This is a genomic window from Pyxidicoccus fallax (genome assembly GCF_012933655.1).
Taxonomy (GTDB): Bacteria; Myxococcota; Myxococcia; order Myxococcales; family Myxococcaceae; genus Myxococcus; species Myxococcus fallax.
The window spans coordinates 66,118-84,391 of the sequence record NZ_JABBJJ010000007.1; the positions used below are offsets into that span (position 1 = coordinate 66,118).

Sequence of the window (18,274 nt, forward strand, 5' to 3'; positions counted from 1 at the left end):
GATGGGGACTGGCGTGGCGCGCACCGTCACGCGCCTGGTGGTGAACGCGGATGACCTGGGGCTGCACCCGGCCCTGGACGCGGGCATCCTCCGGGCGCATCGCGAAGGCATCGTCACCAGCGCCACCCTGCTGGCCATGGGCCCCACGGCGCCCGAGGCCGCCGCGCGCGCCCGGGCGCAGGGGCTGGCGGTGGGGCTGCATCTGGCGCTCTCGACACGGCTGCCCTCGGCGGCGCCGGCGGGCAGCGTGCCCTCGGTGGCGCCGGGCGGGCGGCTGCGGGGGAACTGGGCGGAGTTCGCGAAGGCGTGGCTGTCCGGGGCGGTGCGGCGCGAGGAGGTGGAGGTGGAGCTGGCGTCGCAGCTGAAGCGGGCGCGCGAGCTGGGCGTGGAGGTGGACCACCTGGACGGGCACCAGCACCTGCACCTGTTGCCGGGCGTGCGTCCGGTGGTGGAGGCGCTGGCCGCGCGCGAGGGGTTGCCCTTGCGGTGGCCGGATGCGCTGCCCCGGGTGAAGTGGCTGAAGGCGCCCGGGCCGGCGGTGAAGGCGACGGTGCTGGCGGCGCTGGCGCGGGTTCCGCCGTGGCGCTCGCCGGGCGTGCGGAGGGTGAGCGCGGGCGGCGTGTTCGAGGCGGGCCGGCTGGACGAGGCGGCTCTGCTGGACGCGCTGGACACGCTGCCGGCCGGGGACTTCGAGCTGGGGTGTCACCCGGGTGAGGGAACGCCGCACGTGCCGGAGGACCCCGTGTGGACCTACGGCTGGCAGGCGGAGCTGGACGCGCTCACGAGCCCGAGGGTGAAGGCGCGGCTGCGCGAGCGCGGCATCGAGCTGCACACGTACGGCAGCCTCGCCTCGGCGGCGTAGGGCGGCAGTGAGCGGGGCCGCGGCGCTGGGGCCACCGTCTCGGCATCGCCCATCGAAGCCGGGCTCTGGTGGTGTCGCTAGACGGATGCCAGTGCCTGTGCTGGAGCCCGTCCTGCGCGGGCTGGAGAAGCCTCCGAGCTGACGGGCGCTTCGCCTCCGTAGCGGAAAGGGTGCCAGCGGTGCACGTACCGAGGCCGCTCCACACCGTGCAACGGGCTCCCCTCCCCTACGGTCTCTTCGCCTCCGCGACGTAGAGCACGTGAGGCGTGGTGTAGCCCCGGCCCAGGTCCGCCACCTCGCTCACGGAGAAGCCCGCGTCCGCGAGCAGTCGCGTCATCTCCCCGCGCGGCTTGAGGGCCATGCCCCCACTCGCCTGCGTGCGGCCGAGCAGCGACACCATCACCCACTCCTGCGCCAGCGCCTTGCGGTGCTTCCAGGAGCCATCGCCCTCCACCTCCTTCAACAGGAAGCGTCCACCGGGCTTGAGCAGTCCGTGCACGGTGCGAAGGAACGCGGGCCACTTCGCCTCGGGCAGCAGGTACAGCACGTCGCACACCACCGCCGCGTCGAAGGCTCCCGCAGCCTCCTTGGCGAGCGTCTCCTCCACGGTGCCCTCCGCGAGCCGCACATTGCTCAGCCCCGAGAGCGCCTGCCTTGCCCACGCCACCTTGCGAGGGTCCGGGTCCACGCCGTGCACCGTGCGGCGCGGGTCGGCCAGGGCCAGCAGCGCGGACATGAGCCCATGCCCGCAGCCGATGTCCGCCACCGTGCCGCTCGGCGCGCGCGCAGCCACGGCTAGCAGCGGCGCGGAAGACGCCCGAGCGTGGACATGGAAGCGCTCGGCCGGGGGAAGCTTCGCGTACAGCGCGAGGGTCTGCTGAAGGAGCGCGCTCATGAGATGTAGTAGTCCGCGCCAAAGGCCCACGAGAGGACGATGACCGAGACAGCGCCCACGGCCACCGACGCCCGCCATACGAGGGGCCGCTGCCGCAACAGCAGCGCGGCGGTGAGGAAGACGGGGAACGCGGACAGCAGATAGCGCCCCATGCCCATGAAGTCCTTCGTGGACCACGCGGGCAGGCCCACCATCACCAGCAGATAGGCCGCGTAGCCCCACCCCAGCAGCTTCCGCGTGGGCCACACCAGGGCCAGGGCCAGCAGCGTGAAGAACGCGTGCGCGGCCAGGCGGAACGCCTCGCGCTTGTCCGTGGGATTCAGGAGGACGCGCTCGAACCAGCTCACCTTCAGCCACGTGCGCCAGCCGGGGTTCTGGTCCCAGCCCGCCGCGCCCTGCACCTTCACGAAGGCGAGCGGGTCTCCGAACTTGTGCCAGAGGAAGAGCATGTAGCAGCCGAAGCCCAGCCCGGCGAACACGGGGAGGAAGTCCACGACGGTCCACTTCTCGCCCCGCTCGCGCTTCCACTCCAGCCGGCGCACCAGCAGGCCCACCACCACCGCGGGCGCCACCGGCCGCGCCGCCGTGGCCACCGCCGCCACCAGCACCGCGGGCAACAGCAGCCCCCGCTCCAGCAGCAGGAACGCGGTCACCACCAGGAGGACGAACAGCGCGTCCGAGTACATGGCCCCGTAGAAGTAGAAGGTGAACGGGTAGCAGGCCATCAGCAGCCCGGCCTTCAGCGCGGTGTCATTGTCGGTGAGGCGGCGGGCCCACAGCGTGAACATCACCAGCGCCAGCGGGCCGCACAGCAGGGTGATGAGGACGCCGGCCTGGTACACGTTGGGCCCGAGCGTCTCCACCGCGCGGATGAGCAGCGGGTAGAGCGGGAAGAAGGCCACCGAGCTCTGCTGCCCGGGGATGAACTGGTAGCCCTCCTGGGCAATCCGCATGTACCAGCTGGAATCCCACGCCACCCACCCCATGGTGACGTACTCGTCCCACCGGACGACGGGGTTCTGCGGATTCTTGTGGAAGTAGCGCCAGGCCCCGGCCGCGGCGGCGGCGCTGCACAGGACGACGGCGACCAGGGTGACGAAGGAGATGACGCGGGGCGCGGAGCGGGCCATTCGGCCGGCAGGCTTTGTCCAGAACCGCGCCCCGGTCAAGCCCGGGAGCCGCGCGTGACGCGGAACTCCCGGGCCCGGGGGGTGGCTCAGCGCGGGTAGAACGTCTTGCCCGCCTTCACCATCTCCACCAGGTGCGGCGCGGGCGTGAAGCGCTCGCCGAGCTTGTCGTGGTAGTGCTCCAGCTTGCGCAGCACGTCCGCGGGGCCGCGGCTGTCCACGTAGCGGAACGGGCCGCCGAGGAACGGCGGGAAGCCCAGGCCGAAGATGGCGCCCACGTCGCCGTCACGCGGGCTGCGGAGGATGCCCTCGCCCATGCAGCGCACGGCCTCGTTCACCATCTGCAGCACCAGCCGCTCGGCCATCTCCTGGCGGTCGAACGACTTCCGGTCCTTGCCGTGCGGCAGGAAGTTGTAGACGGTGGGGTCCACCTCCTTCTTCTTGCCGTTCTCGTACAGGTAGAAGCCCTTCTGCGTCTTGCGGCCCAGGCGGCCGTCGGTGACGACGCCCTCCAGCGCCTTGGGCGCCGCCATGCGCTTGCCGAAGGCGGCCTCCATGATGGGGCCCACCTTCTGCGCCACGTCGATGCCCACCTCGTCCAGGAGGGTGATGGGGCCCACCGGGAAGCCGAAGTCCACCAGCGCCTTGTCCAGCTCGGCGATGTCCGCGCCCTCGGCCAGGAGGTACGCCGCCTCGTTCATGTACGGCGCGAGGATGCGCGAGGTGTAGAAGCCCGGCCCGTCGTTGACGACGATGACCGTCTTGCCCTGCTTGCGCCCCACCTCCACGCAGGTGGCCGTCACCCACTCGGCGGTGCCCGGGTGGGTGATGATCTCCAGCAGCGGCATCTTGTTCACCGGGCTGAAGTAGTGCATCCCGATGACCTGCGACGGCCGCCGGCTGCCCTTGGCCAGCTCCGTGATGGGGATGCTGGACGTGTTGGACGCGAAGATGCAGTGCTCGCCGGTGACGGCCTCCACCTCGGCGATGATGCGGTGCTTGAGCTTCAGGTCCTCGAACACCGCCTCGATGACGAGGTCCGCCGACTTGAAGCCGCTGTAGTCCGTGCCCGCCGTGACGAGCGCCATCTTCGCCGCCGCCTCGCGGGGCGTCAGCGAGCGCTTCTTCGTGCGCTCATCCAGGATGGACTGCACCTGCTTCAGCGCGCGGCGCACGCCGTCGTCGTCCTTGTCCTTCACGCGCACGGGCACGCCCTGGAGCACGCTGGCCACGTAGGCGATGCCGCCGCCCATGAGCCCGCCGCCCAGCACCGCCACCTTCTTCACGTCGCGCGGCTTCACGCTCGGGTTGGAGGTGCCGTTCTCCTTCTTCAGCGCCGTCGTCGCGAAGAACATCTCCACCAGCCGCTTGGAGACATCGGACACCACCAGCTCGCCGAAGGCCCTCGCCTCGGCCTCCTGGCCCGCCTTGTGCCCGGACTCCAGGCCCACGCGCACCACCTGCAGCGCCCGCTCCGGCGCCGGGTAGCGGCCGCGCGTCTTCTTCAGGAGCTGCTTGCGCGCCTCGTCGAAGACGAGCTTGCGGCCCAGCGGGTTGTCCTCCAGCGCCACCTCGGCCCACAGCTCCTTGTTGGCCAGGCCCTGGAAGAAGCCCGCGAGGCCCTTCTTCTTGCCGCCCTCGACCACCGACTTGAGGCCCTGGCCGCGCGTGCGCTCCACCTTCAGCGTGCCCTCGGCCAGCTCCTTCGCGCGCTGAATCGCCAGCTTGCGCAAGAGCGGCACCGGCACCACCTCGTCCACCACGCCGAGCTTCTTCGCCTTGGCGGGCTTGAGGCTCTTGCCGGTGAGGATGAGGTCCAGCGCCGCCTGCACGCCGATGAGCGCGGGCAGCCGCTGGGTGCCGCCAGCGCCCGGAATCAGGCCGAGCTGCACCTCGGGCAGGCCCAGCGACGTCTTGGGGCTGTCGGTGGCGATGCGGTAGTCACACGCCAGCGCCCACTCCAGGCCGCCGCCCAGGCACGAGCCGTGGATGGCCGCGACGACGGGCTTGGGGAAGGCGTCCAGCCGGTCGAAGCCCTCCTGGCCATTGCGGCTGATGGCGGTGGCCTCCTCCGCCGTCTTGATGGTCTGGAGGAAATCAATCTTCGCCCCGGCGACGAAGTTGTCCTTCTTGCCGGAGATGAAGACCACGGCCTTCACGTCCGCTTGCTGCTCCGCGCGCGTCATCAGGCGGGAGAAGACCTCGCCCGTCTCCGGAGACAGCGTGTTCACCGGCGAGTCCGGCAGGTCGTACGTGATGACGGCGACCCCGTCCTCCACCTGGTAGGTGAAGCCCTGCCGCACCTCGAGCTCGTCAACCTTGATGGCCATCACGCACGCTCCAGGACCACCGCGGCCCCGAGGCCACCGGCGGCGCAGACGGTGCACAGCACCGTGTTCTTGTTCCGACGCTTCAGCTCGTTGAGGGCCTGGGTGACGAGGCGCGCCCCCGTGGCGCCGAACGGATGACCGATGGCGATGGAGCCACCCGTCACGTTCAGCCGCTCGCGGTCCACCTCGCCCACCGGCGCGCTCCAGCCGGCCTTCTTCGCGAACTCCTTGGACGCCAGCGCCTGGATGTTGCTCGCCACCTGCGCGGCGAAGGCCTCGTGCATCTCGAAGAGGTCGATGTCCGCCAGCGTCATGCCCGCCCGCTTCAGCGCGGTGGGCACCGCGTACGCGGGGCCCTGGAGGAGCTGATCGCCCGGGTCCGTCGCGGCGTAGGCGTGCGCGCGCAGGTAGCCCAGCGGCTCATAGCCCAGCGCCTTCGCGCGCTCCTCGCTCATCAGCAGCAGCGCCGCGGCGCCGTCGGTGAGCGGCGAGGCGTTGCCGGCGGTAATCGTGCCGTACTTCCGGTCGAACACCGGCTTGAGCTGGCCCAGGGCCTCCACGCTGGTGTCGTCGCGGACGATGTTGTCCTTGGTGGCGGTCTGCTCGTACCTGGGCGGCACGGCGACGTGCATCACCTCGTTGTCGAACAGGCCCTCCTTCCACGCGCGCGCGGCATTGTGGTGCGAGTTGTAGGCGATGCGGTCCTGCTCCTCGCGGGAGATGCCGTTCTCCTTGGCCATCTTCTCCGCGCTCTCGCCCATCGTCAGGCCGGTGGAGTACTCGGCGATGGCGGGGGGCACCGGAATCAGGTCCTTGGCCTTGAGCTTCTGGAAGGGCTTGAGCTTCTCCGGCAGCGAGCGCCCCTTGGACGCCGCCACCAGGGCCTGCGCCAGCGGGCGGCTGGTGAAGATGGGGGCGTCGGACATGCACTCGGTGCCGCCCGCGATGATGACCTCCGCCTCGCCCACGGCGATGGCGTTGGCCGCCGTCGTCATGGCCTGGATGGAGGTGGCGCAGGCGCGCGCCACCGTGAAGGCCTCGATTTTACGCGGCAACCCCGCGGCGATGACCACCTCGCGGGCAATGGACGGGGCCGTCAGCGTGGGGATGACCTGACCGAAGACCACCTGGTCGATGGCGTTCGGGTCGAGGTCCGTCCGCTGCACCAGCTCCTGGACCACCATGCGTCCGAGGTCCAGCGCGGTGAGCCCCGAGAAGACGGAGCCCGCCTTCACGAAGGGAGTCCGCAAGCCGCGGACGATGGCCACCCTCGGGCGGCCGTTGCGCTTCTCGCTTGCCATGTGTCCCTCACCTCCTGCTGCGTCAATGGGGGGCATCTAACGGGCCACAATGCGCCGCGTCAATCGTCCATTGATTCAAGAGTCAACCGGTGGGCGGAACGCCCAGCCCCCCCTGGCTTGCCCGGTTGGAGGACGAGGGACGAGGATGGGTGTCCCCCATGAGACCCGACACCCTCCCCTGTCGGCGTAGGACGCGTGCAGCGGCCCTGGCCGTGTTCTGTAGCCTGTGGCTGAGCACCCTGCCGGCGGGCGCCCGGGCCCAGGAACGGCTGACGTTCCAGGAGCGCGCCGCCGAGAGCTTCCTCCATCCCGACGTGGTCCACGGCAACACCGAGCTCTTCGGGACACCGGGAGTGCTCCAGGTGCGCCAGTGGAGCCCCGACGAGCGCGCGGCCTATCCGGACCTGACGGGCAACACCCTGCGGATGCGCCTGGACGAGACAGCGGCCACGCCGGGGGACAGGCTCCAGTGCCTGCCGGCGACGCCGGGACTGACGCCCCTGTTGGAGGGCAGCGGCGGCAGCGACGTCCGCAGCGTCGCGGGCGTCCTGGGCAACGCGTTGGACATGCCGACGGACCGGAACACCCACGTGCGCCTCGTGGCAGAGGGCATGGGCGTGGACCTGGCCAGCAACGCGAATGCCGTGACGCTGATGGGGTGGATACGGCCCCGCTCTTGGGCGGGCAGCGAGGGCATCCAGCACATCTTCGACGTGGGCGGCACCGGAGGTTCTCGGCTGGGGGTCTCACTCTGGGGAACGGATGAGCTGCGGGCCTGGGCCGAGGCGCCCGACGCCAACACGGAGCCGCTGACCGCGTACGTCCAGGTCCCTCCGTTTCCAGGTCGCTGGCGGATGCTCGCCACGGTGTTCGAGCTGTCTCCCACCAACCGCGTCAGCTTCTATCTGGATGGGAAGCTGCTGGGTGCCCGGGCCATGCCCTTCTCCGCGGCGACGACGGGCAACGCGCTGTCGAACCGGGCCGCGCTGGGCAGCGACGAGACCTACGAGGACAACCACTTCGAGGGCGCGCTCGACGAGCCTTCCATCTGGAAGCGGGCGCTGCCGGCGGAGGAGCTCCGCCGCATCTGGCTCCGGCAGAGCGGCCCATACGGCGGCGGCGAGCCGGCCACGTTCGTCTCGCGCGTCCTCGACTCGGGAGGGCCGCGCGTGCGCTGGGACACGCTGGGGTGGAAGCCACGCGCGCCCGCGTGGAAGGGCCTGCCGGACGAGGGAATCACCGAGACGGGCTACACCGAGGGCAACGTGTCCATGGCGGGCAACGTGCTGCTGCTGCACGCCGATGGCGTGGGGACGCTGGGCTCGCGCGAGTCGGTGCCGGATGCCTCCGGGCGGGGTCATGCGGCCACGTTCACCGCTCCGGACGGGGAGCCAGCCACGTACGTGCCGGGCCGCGTCGGAGAGGGGCTGGCGATTCCCCAGGCGGGCTACCTGACGGTGGGAGGCGACGCGACGCCGGACTTCGCCTTCGGCAAGGAGGACTTCACCTGGTCGGCGTGGGTGAAGCTGGGGGCCTGCGTGGACAACAACCTGGTGGTGATGGGCGCGGAGGGCTCCAGTGGCCAGCCCCACGTGTGGCTCGGCGGCGGTTGCGAAGCACAGGTGTGTCCGGACGGGCGCGCCTGGTGGGTGCTGCGGGACAGCACGGGCGACGTCATGTACGTCTGCCACTCCACGCGGCTGGATGACGGCGAGTGGCACCACCTGGTGGGCGTGAAGTCCGGCCATGCGCCGGCGACCCTGACGCTGTACGTGGATGGCGAGCCACTGTCGAAGACGCACACCTACGAGGGTGACTTCAGCTTCGACCAGGCGCCGCTGCTCGGACAGTTCCCCCGGCTGGACTACCCCACCGAGGTGACGGTGGACGAGGTGGCCATCTGGCGCAGGGCGCTCAACTCGAAGGAAGTGAGCGACATATGGCGGCGCGGGGGGACGCGGCTGAAGCTCCAGGTGCGCACCTGCGACGCGCCCGGCTGCGCGGGAGTGCCCTTCGTGGGGCCGGATGGCACGGCGGCCACGTACTTCTCCGAGGCCACGCATGGTTCGGATGACCGACCGCCGGAGCTCGGCCCGCTCGGAGAGGCTGGAGCGCGGCCCGGGCGGTACTTCCAGTACGCCGTCACCCTGGAGACGGACAGCTCGCGGGACACGCCGGGTCTGACGGAGGTCACCGTGCTGGCCGCCAACTCCGCCCCCGTCGCCACGCCGGAGGTCTTCGAAATCCCGGCCATCGGAGTGCTCCAGGTGGCGGCGCCAGGCGTGCTCGGCAATGACGTGGACGGCGAGGGCGGCGCGCTGCGCGCGGTGCTGACCTCGGGTGCGACGGAGGGCCTGCTGCAGCTCGGAGAGGACGGAGCGTTCCAGTACATCCCCGCGCCGGGCTTCAGCGGGACGGACCGCTTCCGCTACCGCGTGAGCGACGGCGCGCTGGAGTCTCCCGAGGTGGAGGTCGTCCTCACGGTGAACGCCACGGCGGCACCGGGCTCGCCGCGAATCGACCGGCCCGCCGCGAATGAGGTGCTGCACACACGCACGCCGGTGTTGGAGGGAACCGCGGACCCGGGCGTCGAGGTGGAGCTGCTGGTGAACGGCACGGTGCTGGGCCGCACCACCGCGGACGCGCAGGGCCGGTGGCGCTACGCGGTGACGGCGGAGCAGGCACTGCCCGTGGGCAGCCACCGCGTGGTGGCCTACGCCGTGGGCGTCACGCAGACCCGCAGCGGGCCCTCCACGGAGGTGGCCTTCGGCATCCAGACGCGCGAGTTGGACGTCACCGGCTGGGGGTGCGGCAGCACGGGCGGCGGACGGGGCGCGCTGGGGCTCACGTGGCTGGTCCTGCTCGCATGGGCGCTGTGGACCGAACACCTGGCGCGTGCCCGCCGCGCGCGCTCGGCATCAGGGAGCTGACGGGCTGGAAGAGGGCTGCCCGAAGCAGACCTCGAGGAGAAACGACTCCAGGGGCCTGAGCAGCTCGTGCTTCCACACGGCGGACAGGTCCGCGTTGGCGAGCCGCTGACTCAGGACCTCGGGTGGGGTGCCTTCTCCATCCCACTTGAATATCTCGTCCAGCACCTTGAGTGGTTCGTACCGCCCCCGGACCCGGTCCTCGATGGAGACCGGAACCGGCATCACGGCCTTCACGACGCCCTCGTCCAGGAAGAGCAGCGACTCGACCTCCGGAGGCACCATGAAGACCAGGTACTTCCCCCAGGACACGTGCCTCCGGAGGTACAACATGCGGAGTTCGTATTGATCCGCGACGCGGACAGGGTGCACGGACTCCGCGCTGGCGACGAGGGCAACGGGTACGGACGAACGTAGGAAATGACCCCTCATCCAGCCCGGTAGGTTCACACCGGGTTGGCTCCGCGCGCGGATATCCTGGTCCCTCAATGAGGGATGGCTCTTCACCAGCCGCTCCATGATGGCCGCCTGCAATGGCTCGCTGGTCAGAATGATGGCCTTCATGCCGGGTTGTCCTCCGCGGGCTCATCGTCAGGTTCTTTCCGATCCACGAGGCCATGCTCGATGGCGTAACGCAGCTTGCGCTTCATTCCGTCTCGGAGAGTTCCCAGCCTCAGCGCCTGTGCAATGGACTGGTGTTCCCACAGCAACACGTCAGGAGGAGGCAGGGACTCGGCCATCTCATGAGCGGCCTCGGTGAAGGTACCGTTGTTGAAGATGGCACCCAGCGTCATCCGCGGACGGCGAAGCAGCCGCATCTTCATCTGCGCGATGCTCAGGAAGTCGAGCGGTGCCTGCCTATCCCGGGCTTCAATCAGACACGCCAGCCCATCGAAGAAGACCGCGCCGTCGATCTGCTCCAGCAGGACTCCGTCCTTGCGGACATCGTAGGGCCACGTCACGTCGGCACCCTCCAACTGGAAGGCCCGCAGGATGAGGTACTCCAACGCCCTTCCTGGAGGCCACCCTATCAGATTGCCACGCTGATGGACAACCTGCCACGTCCTATAGACACCCACCCTGTCGAGCGAGAGCACCCGTTCGAGGTACACCGCCCGCCGCTCCGTCTCCTCCATCCCGCCCCTCCGTCGCAGGCACGTCGCCCGCGCACCTCCTACCTACCCGGCGGGTCTGACATGGATTGAATACCCGCGGAGGCGGCGCAACATCCGTAGCGTCGGCTGCGTCTGTCTGTGGTCGTGAGCGGACGCCCTGAAGCACCGGGCCCGCGCCAACACGCGCGAGCCCGCTCAGGCACACCCGCCAAGGTGAAGCCCTTCCGCCTCGGCCCCGCGCGGGCCCACTCACGGCAACCCGCGCCAGCAGCGCGGGGCCCATTCACCGCGCTACTTCCCCAGCGTCCCCTGCCGCAGCGCCACGCCGTGCTTGTGCACGGCGTCCACGAGGAACTTCGCGGACTCGGGGTCCGTGGGCGGAAGGATTCCGTGGCCCAGGTTGAAGATGTGCCCCACGGGCCCGGCGCGCTGGAGGATGTCGCGCACGCGCCCGTCCAGCTCCTCGCGCGGGAGGAACAGGTGCAGCGGGTCCAGGTTCCCCTGCACCGCCACGTCCGGCCCCAGCACGCGCCGGCCCTCGTCCATGGGCATCGTCCAGTCCAGGCCCACCACGTCCGCGCCCGTGCTCTTCAGGAGCGGCAGGTGCGTGGACATGCCCACGCCGAACACGATGACCGGCACGCCCGTGGCCTTCAGCTCGGACACCATCCGCTTGAGGTACGGAATGCAGAAGCGCTCGTAGTCCCACGGCGACAGCTCGCCGCCCCACGAGTCGAAAATCTGGACGATGCTCGCGCCCGCCTCCACCTGCATCTTCAGGTACGGGATGAGCGTGTCCGTCAGCTTGCCGAACAGCCGGTGCGCCAGCTCGGGCTGCTCGAACATCAGCCGCTTGATGAGGATGTAGCTCTTCGAGCCGCCGCCCTCGACCATGTACGCGGCCAGCGTGAAGGGCGCGCCCGCGAAGCCGATGACGGGCACCGAGTCATTCAGCGCCTTGCGCGTGCGGCGGATGGCCTCGGCCACGAAGCCCGTGCCCTGCACCGGGTCCGGCACGCCCAGCTTGTCGATGTCCGCGGCGGTGCGCACCGGGTTGGGGAAGTGCGGCCCCTTGTCCCCCAGCTCCAGTGCAATCCCCATCGCCTCCACCGGGATGAGGATGTCCGAGAAGATGATGGCCGCGTCCACGCCCAGGCGTGTCACCGGCTGCACCGTCACCTCGGCGGCCAGGTCCGGGTGCTTGCACAGGTCCAGGAAGGCGATGTTGCCGCGGATGGCCCGGTACTCGGGCAGGTAGCGGCCGGCCTGGCGCATCAGCCACACCGGCGTCGTGTCAGTGGGCTGGCGGCGCGCCGCGCGGAGGAGTCGGTCGTTCACGTCAATCCCTCGAGTCTGGAGGAACGGCTCTTCAGCGCTGACCCCACGCCAGCTTCTGGCGCAGGGGCTCGCGCCCATCCGGGATGAACAGGAGGCGGTTGTCGCCGCCCTCCCAGTCGAACTTCCCCGGGGTGCTGTCGCGCACGAGCTTGTACTCGAACACGGCGCCCACGGGCAGTGACAGCTTGAATCCGCCGGATTCCGAACGCAGCGAGCGCTCGGGCTTCCAGCCGCCCAGCTCCGGCCCGCTGCCCACCAGGCGCACCGCCGGGTCGTCCACCGTCAGCTCCACGGTGCGCCGCTCGCCCTGCCCCTTCCAACGCGTGCCGGCCTGCTTCGCCAGCGCGCCGAAGCCACCGGCCGTGCCCGGCTTCAGTCGCAGCAGCGTCACCTCCCCGGGCCGCGCGGTGACGGAGCGCGCCGCCGCGGGCAGCTCCGCCCCCGTGAGCATCTCGGAGCCACGCGCCCCCACCAGTCCCTCCGGCAGCGCCACGTCCGCGGGCGCCTTCCCGGAGTTCACGGCGATGACGACGGCCTCGTCCGGCGCCACCCGCGCGTAGGCAAAGAGGTCTTCCCGGGCGGCGAGCACGAGCGTCTCGCCACCCTGGAGGGCCCCACTGCCACGGCGCAGCTCCAGCAGCCGGGAAATCCACACGCGCAGCGGGTGGTCCGGCGTGAAGCGCATGTCGCCGCGGTTCTCGGGCTCCTTGGCCCCCGTCAGCCCCTCCTCCGTGCCGTACGTCAGCGCCGGCACCCCGCGCGCGGTGAGCTGCACCGCCAGCGCCCGCTTCACCCGCTCCACGTCCCCACCGCACTCGCTCATCACCCGGGGCAGGTCGTGGTTGTCCAGCATCGTCACCAGCGAGCCCGGCGCCGGGTACAGCCGGTCGTTGAAGAGCACCGCGCCCAGGTGCGCCGGCGCGCGGTTCCTGCAGAAGACGTCCACCATCGCGAAGGCCAGCGGGAAGTCGAACATCGTTCCGAAGCGGCCCTGCTCCATGGTGCGCGCCAGCAGCACCGGGTCCCCGTCCAGCATCTCGCCCAGCAGCAGGAAGTCGCGCCCCGCGTGGGCCCGCAGGTCGTCGTTGTAGCGGGCCCAGAACTTCAGCGGCATGTGCTTCACCGCGTCCAGCCGGTACCCCGCGGGCCTCACCGCGTCCACCCACCGGCGCGAGTGCTCCAGGAGGTGCGCGTACACCTCTTCCTTCTCCACCGCCAGGTCCGGCAGCCCGTGCACGTCCTTCATCACCAGCTCGCGCGGGTTGTCCCAGTTGTCGATGGGGCCCAGGCCGTGGAACCACTCCGGCTTCTCGCGCACCAGCCGCGTCTCGGGGCCCACGTGGTTGAGCACCACGTCCAGCACCAGCCGCATGTCCCGGCGGCGCAGCTCCTCCGCCAGCGTCGTCAGCAGCGCCTCGTCACCGAAGCGCGGCTCCACCTTCCCGAAGTCCTCGACCCAGTAGCCGTGAAAGGCCCCGTACCCGTAGAACTTCTCCGTGCGCATCTGGAAGACGGGTGAAAGCCACACCGTGCGCACGCCGAGTTTCCGCAAACCGTCCAGCCGGTCGATGACGCCCTGCAAATCACCCCCGTGGAACGCCTGCGCGTCCTTCAGGTCCACCTTCCCGTCGTTGCGCGGGTCGCCGTTGGCGAAACGGTCCACCATCACGAAGTAGATGGCGTCCCCCGCCGGAGGCACCCACGACGTGCCGCCGTCCGTGGGCGGGGCCTGCGTCGGCTGCGACTGCGGCGGCGGCGGCGGAATCGGCACCATGCCCGGCGGGGCGCTCATCCCCTTCACCCCACCCTCGGCCGGCGCCGACATGGGCGAGGCGAGGAACGAGTCGAAGAGGGCCGCGGCCTGACCGGCAATCTGCTGCGACGCTTCAATCAGCGCGTCGTTCTCCCGCTGCTGGTCGAACTGGAGCGCGGCGCCATATTGCTGGGTGTTGCTGCTGGGCTCCAGCTCGGACTTCGCGCGCCCCGCCGTCGTGCGCACGTACACGTCCCAGGAGAAGCGGCCGCCCACCTGCCCGTAGGAGGAGACGCGCGTCTCCACCAGCAGGTACAGCGGCGCGTCCGGCGCGAGGGCCGCCAGCATCGCGTAGCGGCGCTGCGAGTCCGACACCTTCGCGAACTCCGCCGCGTACTGCTCGTACGGCACCACCTGCACCTGGATGTTGCGCTTCGCCAGCGTCTCCGCCACGCGCTCCTTCACCCGGGCCGGCACGTCCTCCACCGTGCGCTTGAACACGTCGTCGCGCACGTAGGCCACCGCCACCACCGTGCCATTGGGCGCCTGCACGGGTGGCGTCGAGCGTGTCAGACAGCCCGACGCGGCCACCGCCGCCAGGAAGAGGACGACACCCCACCGCTGTCTCAGAACCATCCTTCGGCCTCGATGGCGACCACCGAGTGCCAGTGGCGCTCGGGGCCGACGTACAGGTTGTACTGGTCCAGGCTCTCCACGAACGAGTTGCCGAACGCCGCGTGTTGCGTGGAGTACTGGATGCCGTAGAGCAGGCGCAGGTGGGGGCGCGCGTAGATGCCCCGGCCCATCGGGCTGAGCACCACGCCCACCTTGCCCTGCCACGTGTCGCGCGTGCTGCTGTCACCGTACTCCAGCCCGCGCGCGTCCGGCACCCCGTCCGTGTTCGTGAACACCGAGTCCACGTGGTTGCGGAACAGGTTGCCGTTCTTGCTCTTCTCCCGCGCGATGCTCGTCTCCGCCAGCAGGTGCACGCGGTCGGTGACGAAGTACTCGAGCCGCAGCACCGTGGAGGCGACGAGCCGGTCGTCCTCGCCCGGCTTGATGGCGTTGTCCTCGTTGAACGAGTACCCCACCCACAGGCCCCACAGCGCCTCCAGCTTGTTCGGGATGATGCGCAGGTACGCCTCGTTGCCGAGCACCGCGTCGTAGCGCTCGTCCGTCTGGTCCGCGATGTACACGGTCCAGTCGCGGCCCCGGAAGTTCTCCGTGTATGACAGCTCCGGGTGCTTGCGCTCGAAGGTGACGTAGAGGTTGTCCCAGATGAGCGGGCCCACGTTGCCGAAGCCCAGGTAGCCCACGGTGCGGAAGTACGCCGCGCTGCGCGGGTTGAGCTCCGGCACTAGGTCCTCCTGGCCGGGGTTGTTCTCGAAGTAGCGCCGCACCACCTCGCGCCGCACGTAGTCCTCGTAGTTGATGCCGGGCGACGCGTAGAGCGCGTTGCGGTTGCCGCGCACGGAGGGCTCGTAGCCCACCTGCGCGCGGATGCCCGCCTCCAGGTGGCCCGGAATCAGCCGGTAGCGGAACGAGCCCGCGGCGGTGAGCACCGTGTTGTACCGCGTGGGCCGCAGCGTGTACCCGCTGTCACCCACCGCGAACAGCACGTCCCACCGGTCCCTCCGGTACGTGCCGGACAGACCCACCGTGTCCCAGAGCAGCGTGCCCGGCCGCTGGTCGTAGATGTGCAGGTCGTTCCACCGGTCCTCGAGCGTGCCCAGCTGCCACGTCACGCCATCCAGCAGGATGTTGCCGGCGCGCACGAAGAGGTAGTCCGCGCGGAAGTTGAGGAACGAGCCGTTGCCCGGGTCCGCCGAGCGGAACGAGGTGCCGGAGAAGCGCGTGTGCACCTCCGCCCAGGCCTCGTCGGTGCCCGGCGTGGCCTGGAGCACGTCCAGCCGCAGGTTGAGCTCGCCGTAGGGGCTCTCGTTGAGGAGCCGGCCGTAGAGCCAGTAGTAGCCCAGCTGACCGGAGCCGCCCGAGAAGTCCGGGCGGGTCATGATGCGGAAGTAACCCGCCGCCCCGAAGCGATCTCGGGGCGCATCGGCCAGGGCCAGAAGCGGGCTGAGGAGCAGGAGCAGGAATGCGCCGAGGCGCGCGTGCGGGACTCGCATGAAGGGTCCCGCTTATAGCGCACCTCGGCGGCTTGCCCTACTCCGCGCGCAGGACGACGATGCTCCTATCCGGCACCCCGTAGGTCGTCCCCGCCACCGGGGGCGGGGCATCCAGCCACGCGTTGCCGGTGACGCGGCTGCCCAGGCCCGCGGACGTCAGGTACGCCGGGCTGTCGAAGTAGGACTGGGTGTCGATGAGCCGCTTCCACTGCCGGCCCGGCACCTCGGGCAGCGTGAACTCCACCGCGCGCGGCTCCATGTTGATGAGCACCACCAGCTCCGGCCCGAACGACGCGTCGTGGTAGTGGATCATCAGCTGCTTCGAGTCCCACACCACGGGGCCGTTCGTCGCGCTCTTCCAGGCCAGCGGCGCGCCCTTCCCGTAGTCCGCCGGGGCGAAGGCATAGGCGTGCTCCTTGCGCAGGCGGATGGACGCCTTGACGAACTCGTACATCCGGTGACGCTCGTCACGCGCCAGGTACGCGCCCCACTGGTACCAGTTGAACGGGTTGTCCGCGCGCGTGGAGTACGCGTTGTTGTTGCCCAGCTGCGTGCGCATCCACTCGTCGCCGCCGAGGATCATCGGCGTGCCGTGGCTGATCATCATCGACATGAAGGCGTTGCGCATCATCTGCCGGCGCGCGCTCTCCGCGCGCTCGTCACCCACGGGGCCCCAGTTGCGCGAGCGGTTGTGGTTCTCGCCGCTCTCCTTGTCGCAGAAGGGGCTGTTGGGCGTGTCGCAGCACACCGGGTTGAGCGGGCCGCACTTGTTCTGCTTCTCGCTGTACGCGAACAGGTCGTACATCGTGAAGCCGTCGTGCACGGTGATGAAGTTCATCGAGTGATACGGACGGCGCCCGTTGCGCTCGAACCACTCCTTGCTGCCGTACATCAGGAAGGCGCCGTCCACCGAGCCCGGCCTGCCACACAGCGAGCCCTCGTTGGAGTTGAGCTTCCAGCCGTCCTCGTTGATGAACGAGCGCCACCAGTCGCGGAAGCGGCCGTTCCACTCGTACCAGCCGTTGCCCGGCTGCGTCTGCGAGTTGGGGAACTCGCCCAGCGGCATGCAGTACCAGCCGCCCGCGCTCCAGGGCTCGGCGATGATGCGGGTGTTGTACTTCTGGAGGACGGGGTCGTCGACCACCTCCTGGAGCACCGTGTTGCGCGGGTCGTCCCAGCGGTTGTAGTCGCCGTCGCGCTCCCCGAGGATGGGCGCCAGGTCGAAGCGGAAGCCGTCCACGTGCAGCTCCTCCACGTAGAAGCGGAGGCTGTCCATGGTCAGCTTGCGCATGGGCCGGTGGTTGGGCCGCGTCTGGTTGCCCACGCCGGTGTTGTTCCAGTACGTCCGCCGGTCGGGGTTGAGCGCGTAGTACGCCTGGTTGTCGATGCCGCGGAACGAGTAGAGGCCGGCCACCTCCGCCGGGTCCAGGGACTCCAGCGGCTCACCGGGCTGGACGTCGTCCGTCTCCAGCTTCTCGCGCCACAGGCCACCCTCGCCGGTGTGGTTGTAGACCACGTCGACGATGACCTCGATGTCGCGCTTGTGCAGCTCCTCCACCATCCACTTGAACTCGTCGATGACCTCGTGCGGCCGCTTCATGGCCGCGTAGGACACCTCGGGGGCGAAGAAGTTGATGGTCTGGTAGCCCCAGTAGCCGCCGTCCAGCGGCTTCTCGTGGATGGGCAGCAGCTCCACCGCGGTGATGCCCAGGTCCTTGAAGTAGTCCGCCTTCTCACCGAGGCCCCGGTACGTGCCGGGGAAGCGCACGCCGCTGGCCGGGTCCGCCGTGAAGCCCTTGGCGTGGACCTCGTAGACGATGAGGTCATTCCACTGGTGGCCCTTCCAGTTCTCGTCCTGGCGGTTCTCCCGGTACTGCCGCTCCGCCTCGCCCCACTGATAGGTGCTCTGCACGAGCACGCTCTTGGCCGAGGCCCCGTACGTCACCTCCGTGCGGGCGGGTCCACTGGCGGTGCTGCCCTTGCTCCAGTCGTGATCCCGGTGGAGCGCCTTGGAGTACGGGTCCGTCAGCAGCTTGTTCGGATTGAACCGGTTGCCGTAGACGTCGGCGTCCGCCTTGAAGCCGTGGATGGAGCCGGGGAACCACTTCGCGTCGTACTCCCAGTTGGGGCCCCAGGCGCGGAAGCCGTAGTGCTGGCCCAGCCCCACGCCCTCCACGTAGACGCTCCACACGTCCCCGAAGCGCTTCATCTCGTACGTGCGCGTGGGGCGGTTGCTCTCCGGATCATCGAACAGCAGCAGCTCCAGCTTCGTGGCGTTCTCCGAATACAGGGCGAAGTTCACGCCCCGGTCCACGAAGGTGGGGCCCATGTGCTTCATGGACTCCACGTCCTCGACCGAGTAGCTCGGGGCCCGGGCTTCGCTGTGATAGAGCCGGACGTAGTCGCTCTCGCTACAGCCGAGGGTGAACAGGACGCTGGCCAAAGCCGCGCCCTTCAGGCGGGTCATACGGAGAGTGCTCATACAGGTAGGCTGCCCTCG

General features: G+C 69.9%; 12 protein-coding genes. 2 read left to right on the forward strand and 10 right to left on the reverse strand.

Translation table 11 applies throughout. The annotated features are described in order from the left end of the window. Positions 1-13: 13 nt before the first annotated feature. A complete protein-coding gene (locus tag HG543_RS02620; RefSeq protein ID WP_169343042.1) occupies positions 14-862 on the forward strand; it encodes a ChbG/HpnK family deacetylase in 849 nt (282 codons plus the stop codon). A 226-nt stretch (positions 863-1,088) separates the two neighbouring features. On the opposite strand, the gene HG543_RS02625 is transcribed toward HG543_RS02620, so the two are convergent. The 4 genes from HG543_RS02625 to fadI form a co-directional block, all read right to left on the reverse strand. Further along, positions 1,089-1,757 (reverse strand): class I SAM-dependent methyltransferase, encoded by a 669-nt coding sequence (locus tag HG543_RS02625; protein WP_169343043.1) that lies wholly within the window; start codon positions 1,755-1,757, stop codon positions 1,089-1,091. Beyond that, the gene (locus tag HG543_RS02630) at positions 1,754-2,887 is read right to left on the reverse strand and encodes a mannosyltransferase family protein (RefSeq protein WP_169343044.1); all 1,134 of its coding nucleotides are present in this window, start codon (positions 2,885-2,887) and stop codon (positions 1,754-1,756) included. Before HG543_RS02630 ends, HG543_RS02625 begins: the two co-directional genes overlap by 4 nt. 86 nt (positions 2,888-2,973) lie before the next feature. Beyond that, complete coding sequence (gene fadJ, locus HG543_RS02635; RefSeq protein ID WP_169343045.1) at positions 2,974-5,214, reverse strand: fatty acid oxidation complex subunit alpha FadJ; 2,241 nt, start codon at positions 5,212-5,214, stop codon at positions 2,974-2,976. Beyond that, positions 5,214-6,515, reverse strand: a complete 1,302-nt coding sequence (gene fadI / locus HG543_RS02640; protein WP_169343046.1) for an acetyl-CoA C-acyltransferase FadI — start codon at positions 6,513-6,515, stop codon at positions 5,214-5,216. Before fadI ends, fadJ begins: the two co-directional genes overlap by 1 nt. A gap of 212 nt (positions 6,516-6,727) precedes the next feature. Between fadI and HG543_RS02645 the strand changes: the two genes are divergently transcribed. Next, entirely contained in the window at positions 6,728-9,445 is a 2,718-nt protein-coding gene (locus HG543_RS02645; protein ID WP_169343047.1) for a LamG-like jellyroll fold domain-containing protein, read from the forward strand. Here HG543_RS02645 and HG543_RS02650 read toward each other — a convergent pair. From HG543_RS02650 to HG543_RS02675, 6 genes are all read right to left on the reverse strand, one after another. Then, the gene (locus HG543_RS02650) at positions 9,434-9,754 is read right to left on the reverse strand and encodes a hypothetical protein (RefSeq protein ID WP_169343048.1); all 321 of its coding nucleotides are present in this window, start codon (positions 9,752-9,754) and stop codon (positions 9,434-9,436) included. The two genes, HG543_RS02645 and HG543_RS02650, sit on opposite strands and share 12 nt — an antisense overlap. Before the next feature lie 248 nt (positions 9,755-10,002). Then, positions 10,003-10,578, reverse strand: a complete 576-nt coding sequence (locus HG543_RS02655; protein ID WP_169343049.1) for a hypothetical protein — start codon at positions 10,576-10,578, stop codon at positions 10,003-10,005. 270 nt (positions 10,579-10,848) lie between these two features. Continuing rightward, complete coding sequence (hemE, locus tag HG543_RS02660; protein WP_169343050.1) at positions 10,849-11,895, reverse strand: uroporphyrinogen decarboxylase; 1,047 nt, start codon at positions 11,893-11,895, stop codon at positions 10,849-10,851. Positions 11,896-11,926: 31 nt separating this feature from the next. After that, on the reverse strand, positions 11,927-14,284 hold the full coding sequence (locus HG543_RS02665) for an alpha-amylase family glycosyl hydrolase (protein ID WP_169343051.1): 2,358 nt from the start codon (positions 14,282-14,284) through the stop codon (positions 11,927-11,929). After that, positions 14,275-15,774 carry a hypothetical protein gene (locus HG543_RS02670; RefSeq protein WP_169343052.1) on the reverse strand — a complete coding sequence of 500 codons (1,500 nt, stop codon included), beginning with the start codon at positions 15,772-15,774 and terminating at the stop codon, positions 14,275-14,277. Before HG543_RS02670 ends, HG543_RS02665 begins: the two co-directional genes overlap by 10 nt. A 37-nt stretch (positions 15,775-15,811) precedes the next feature. Continuing rightward, positions 15,812-18,241 (reverse strand): glycogen debranching protein, encoded by a 2,430-nt coding sequence (locus HG543_RS02675; RefSeq protein ID WP_246356700.1) that lies wholly within the window; start codon positions 18,239-18,241, stop codon positions 15,812-15,814. Between the last annotated feature and the right edge of the window lie 33 nt (positions 18,242-18,274).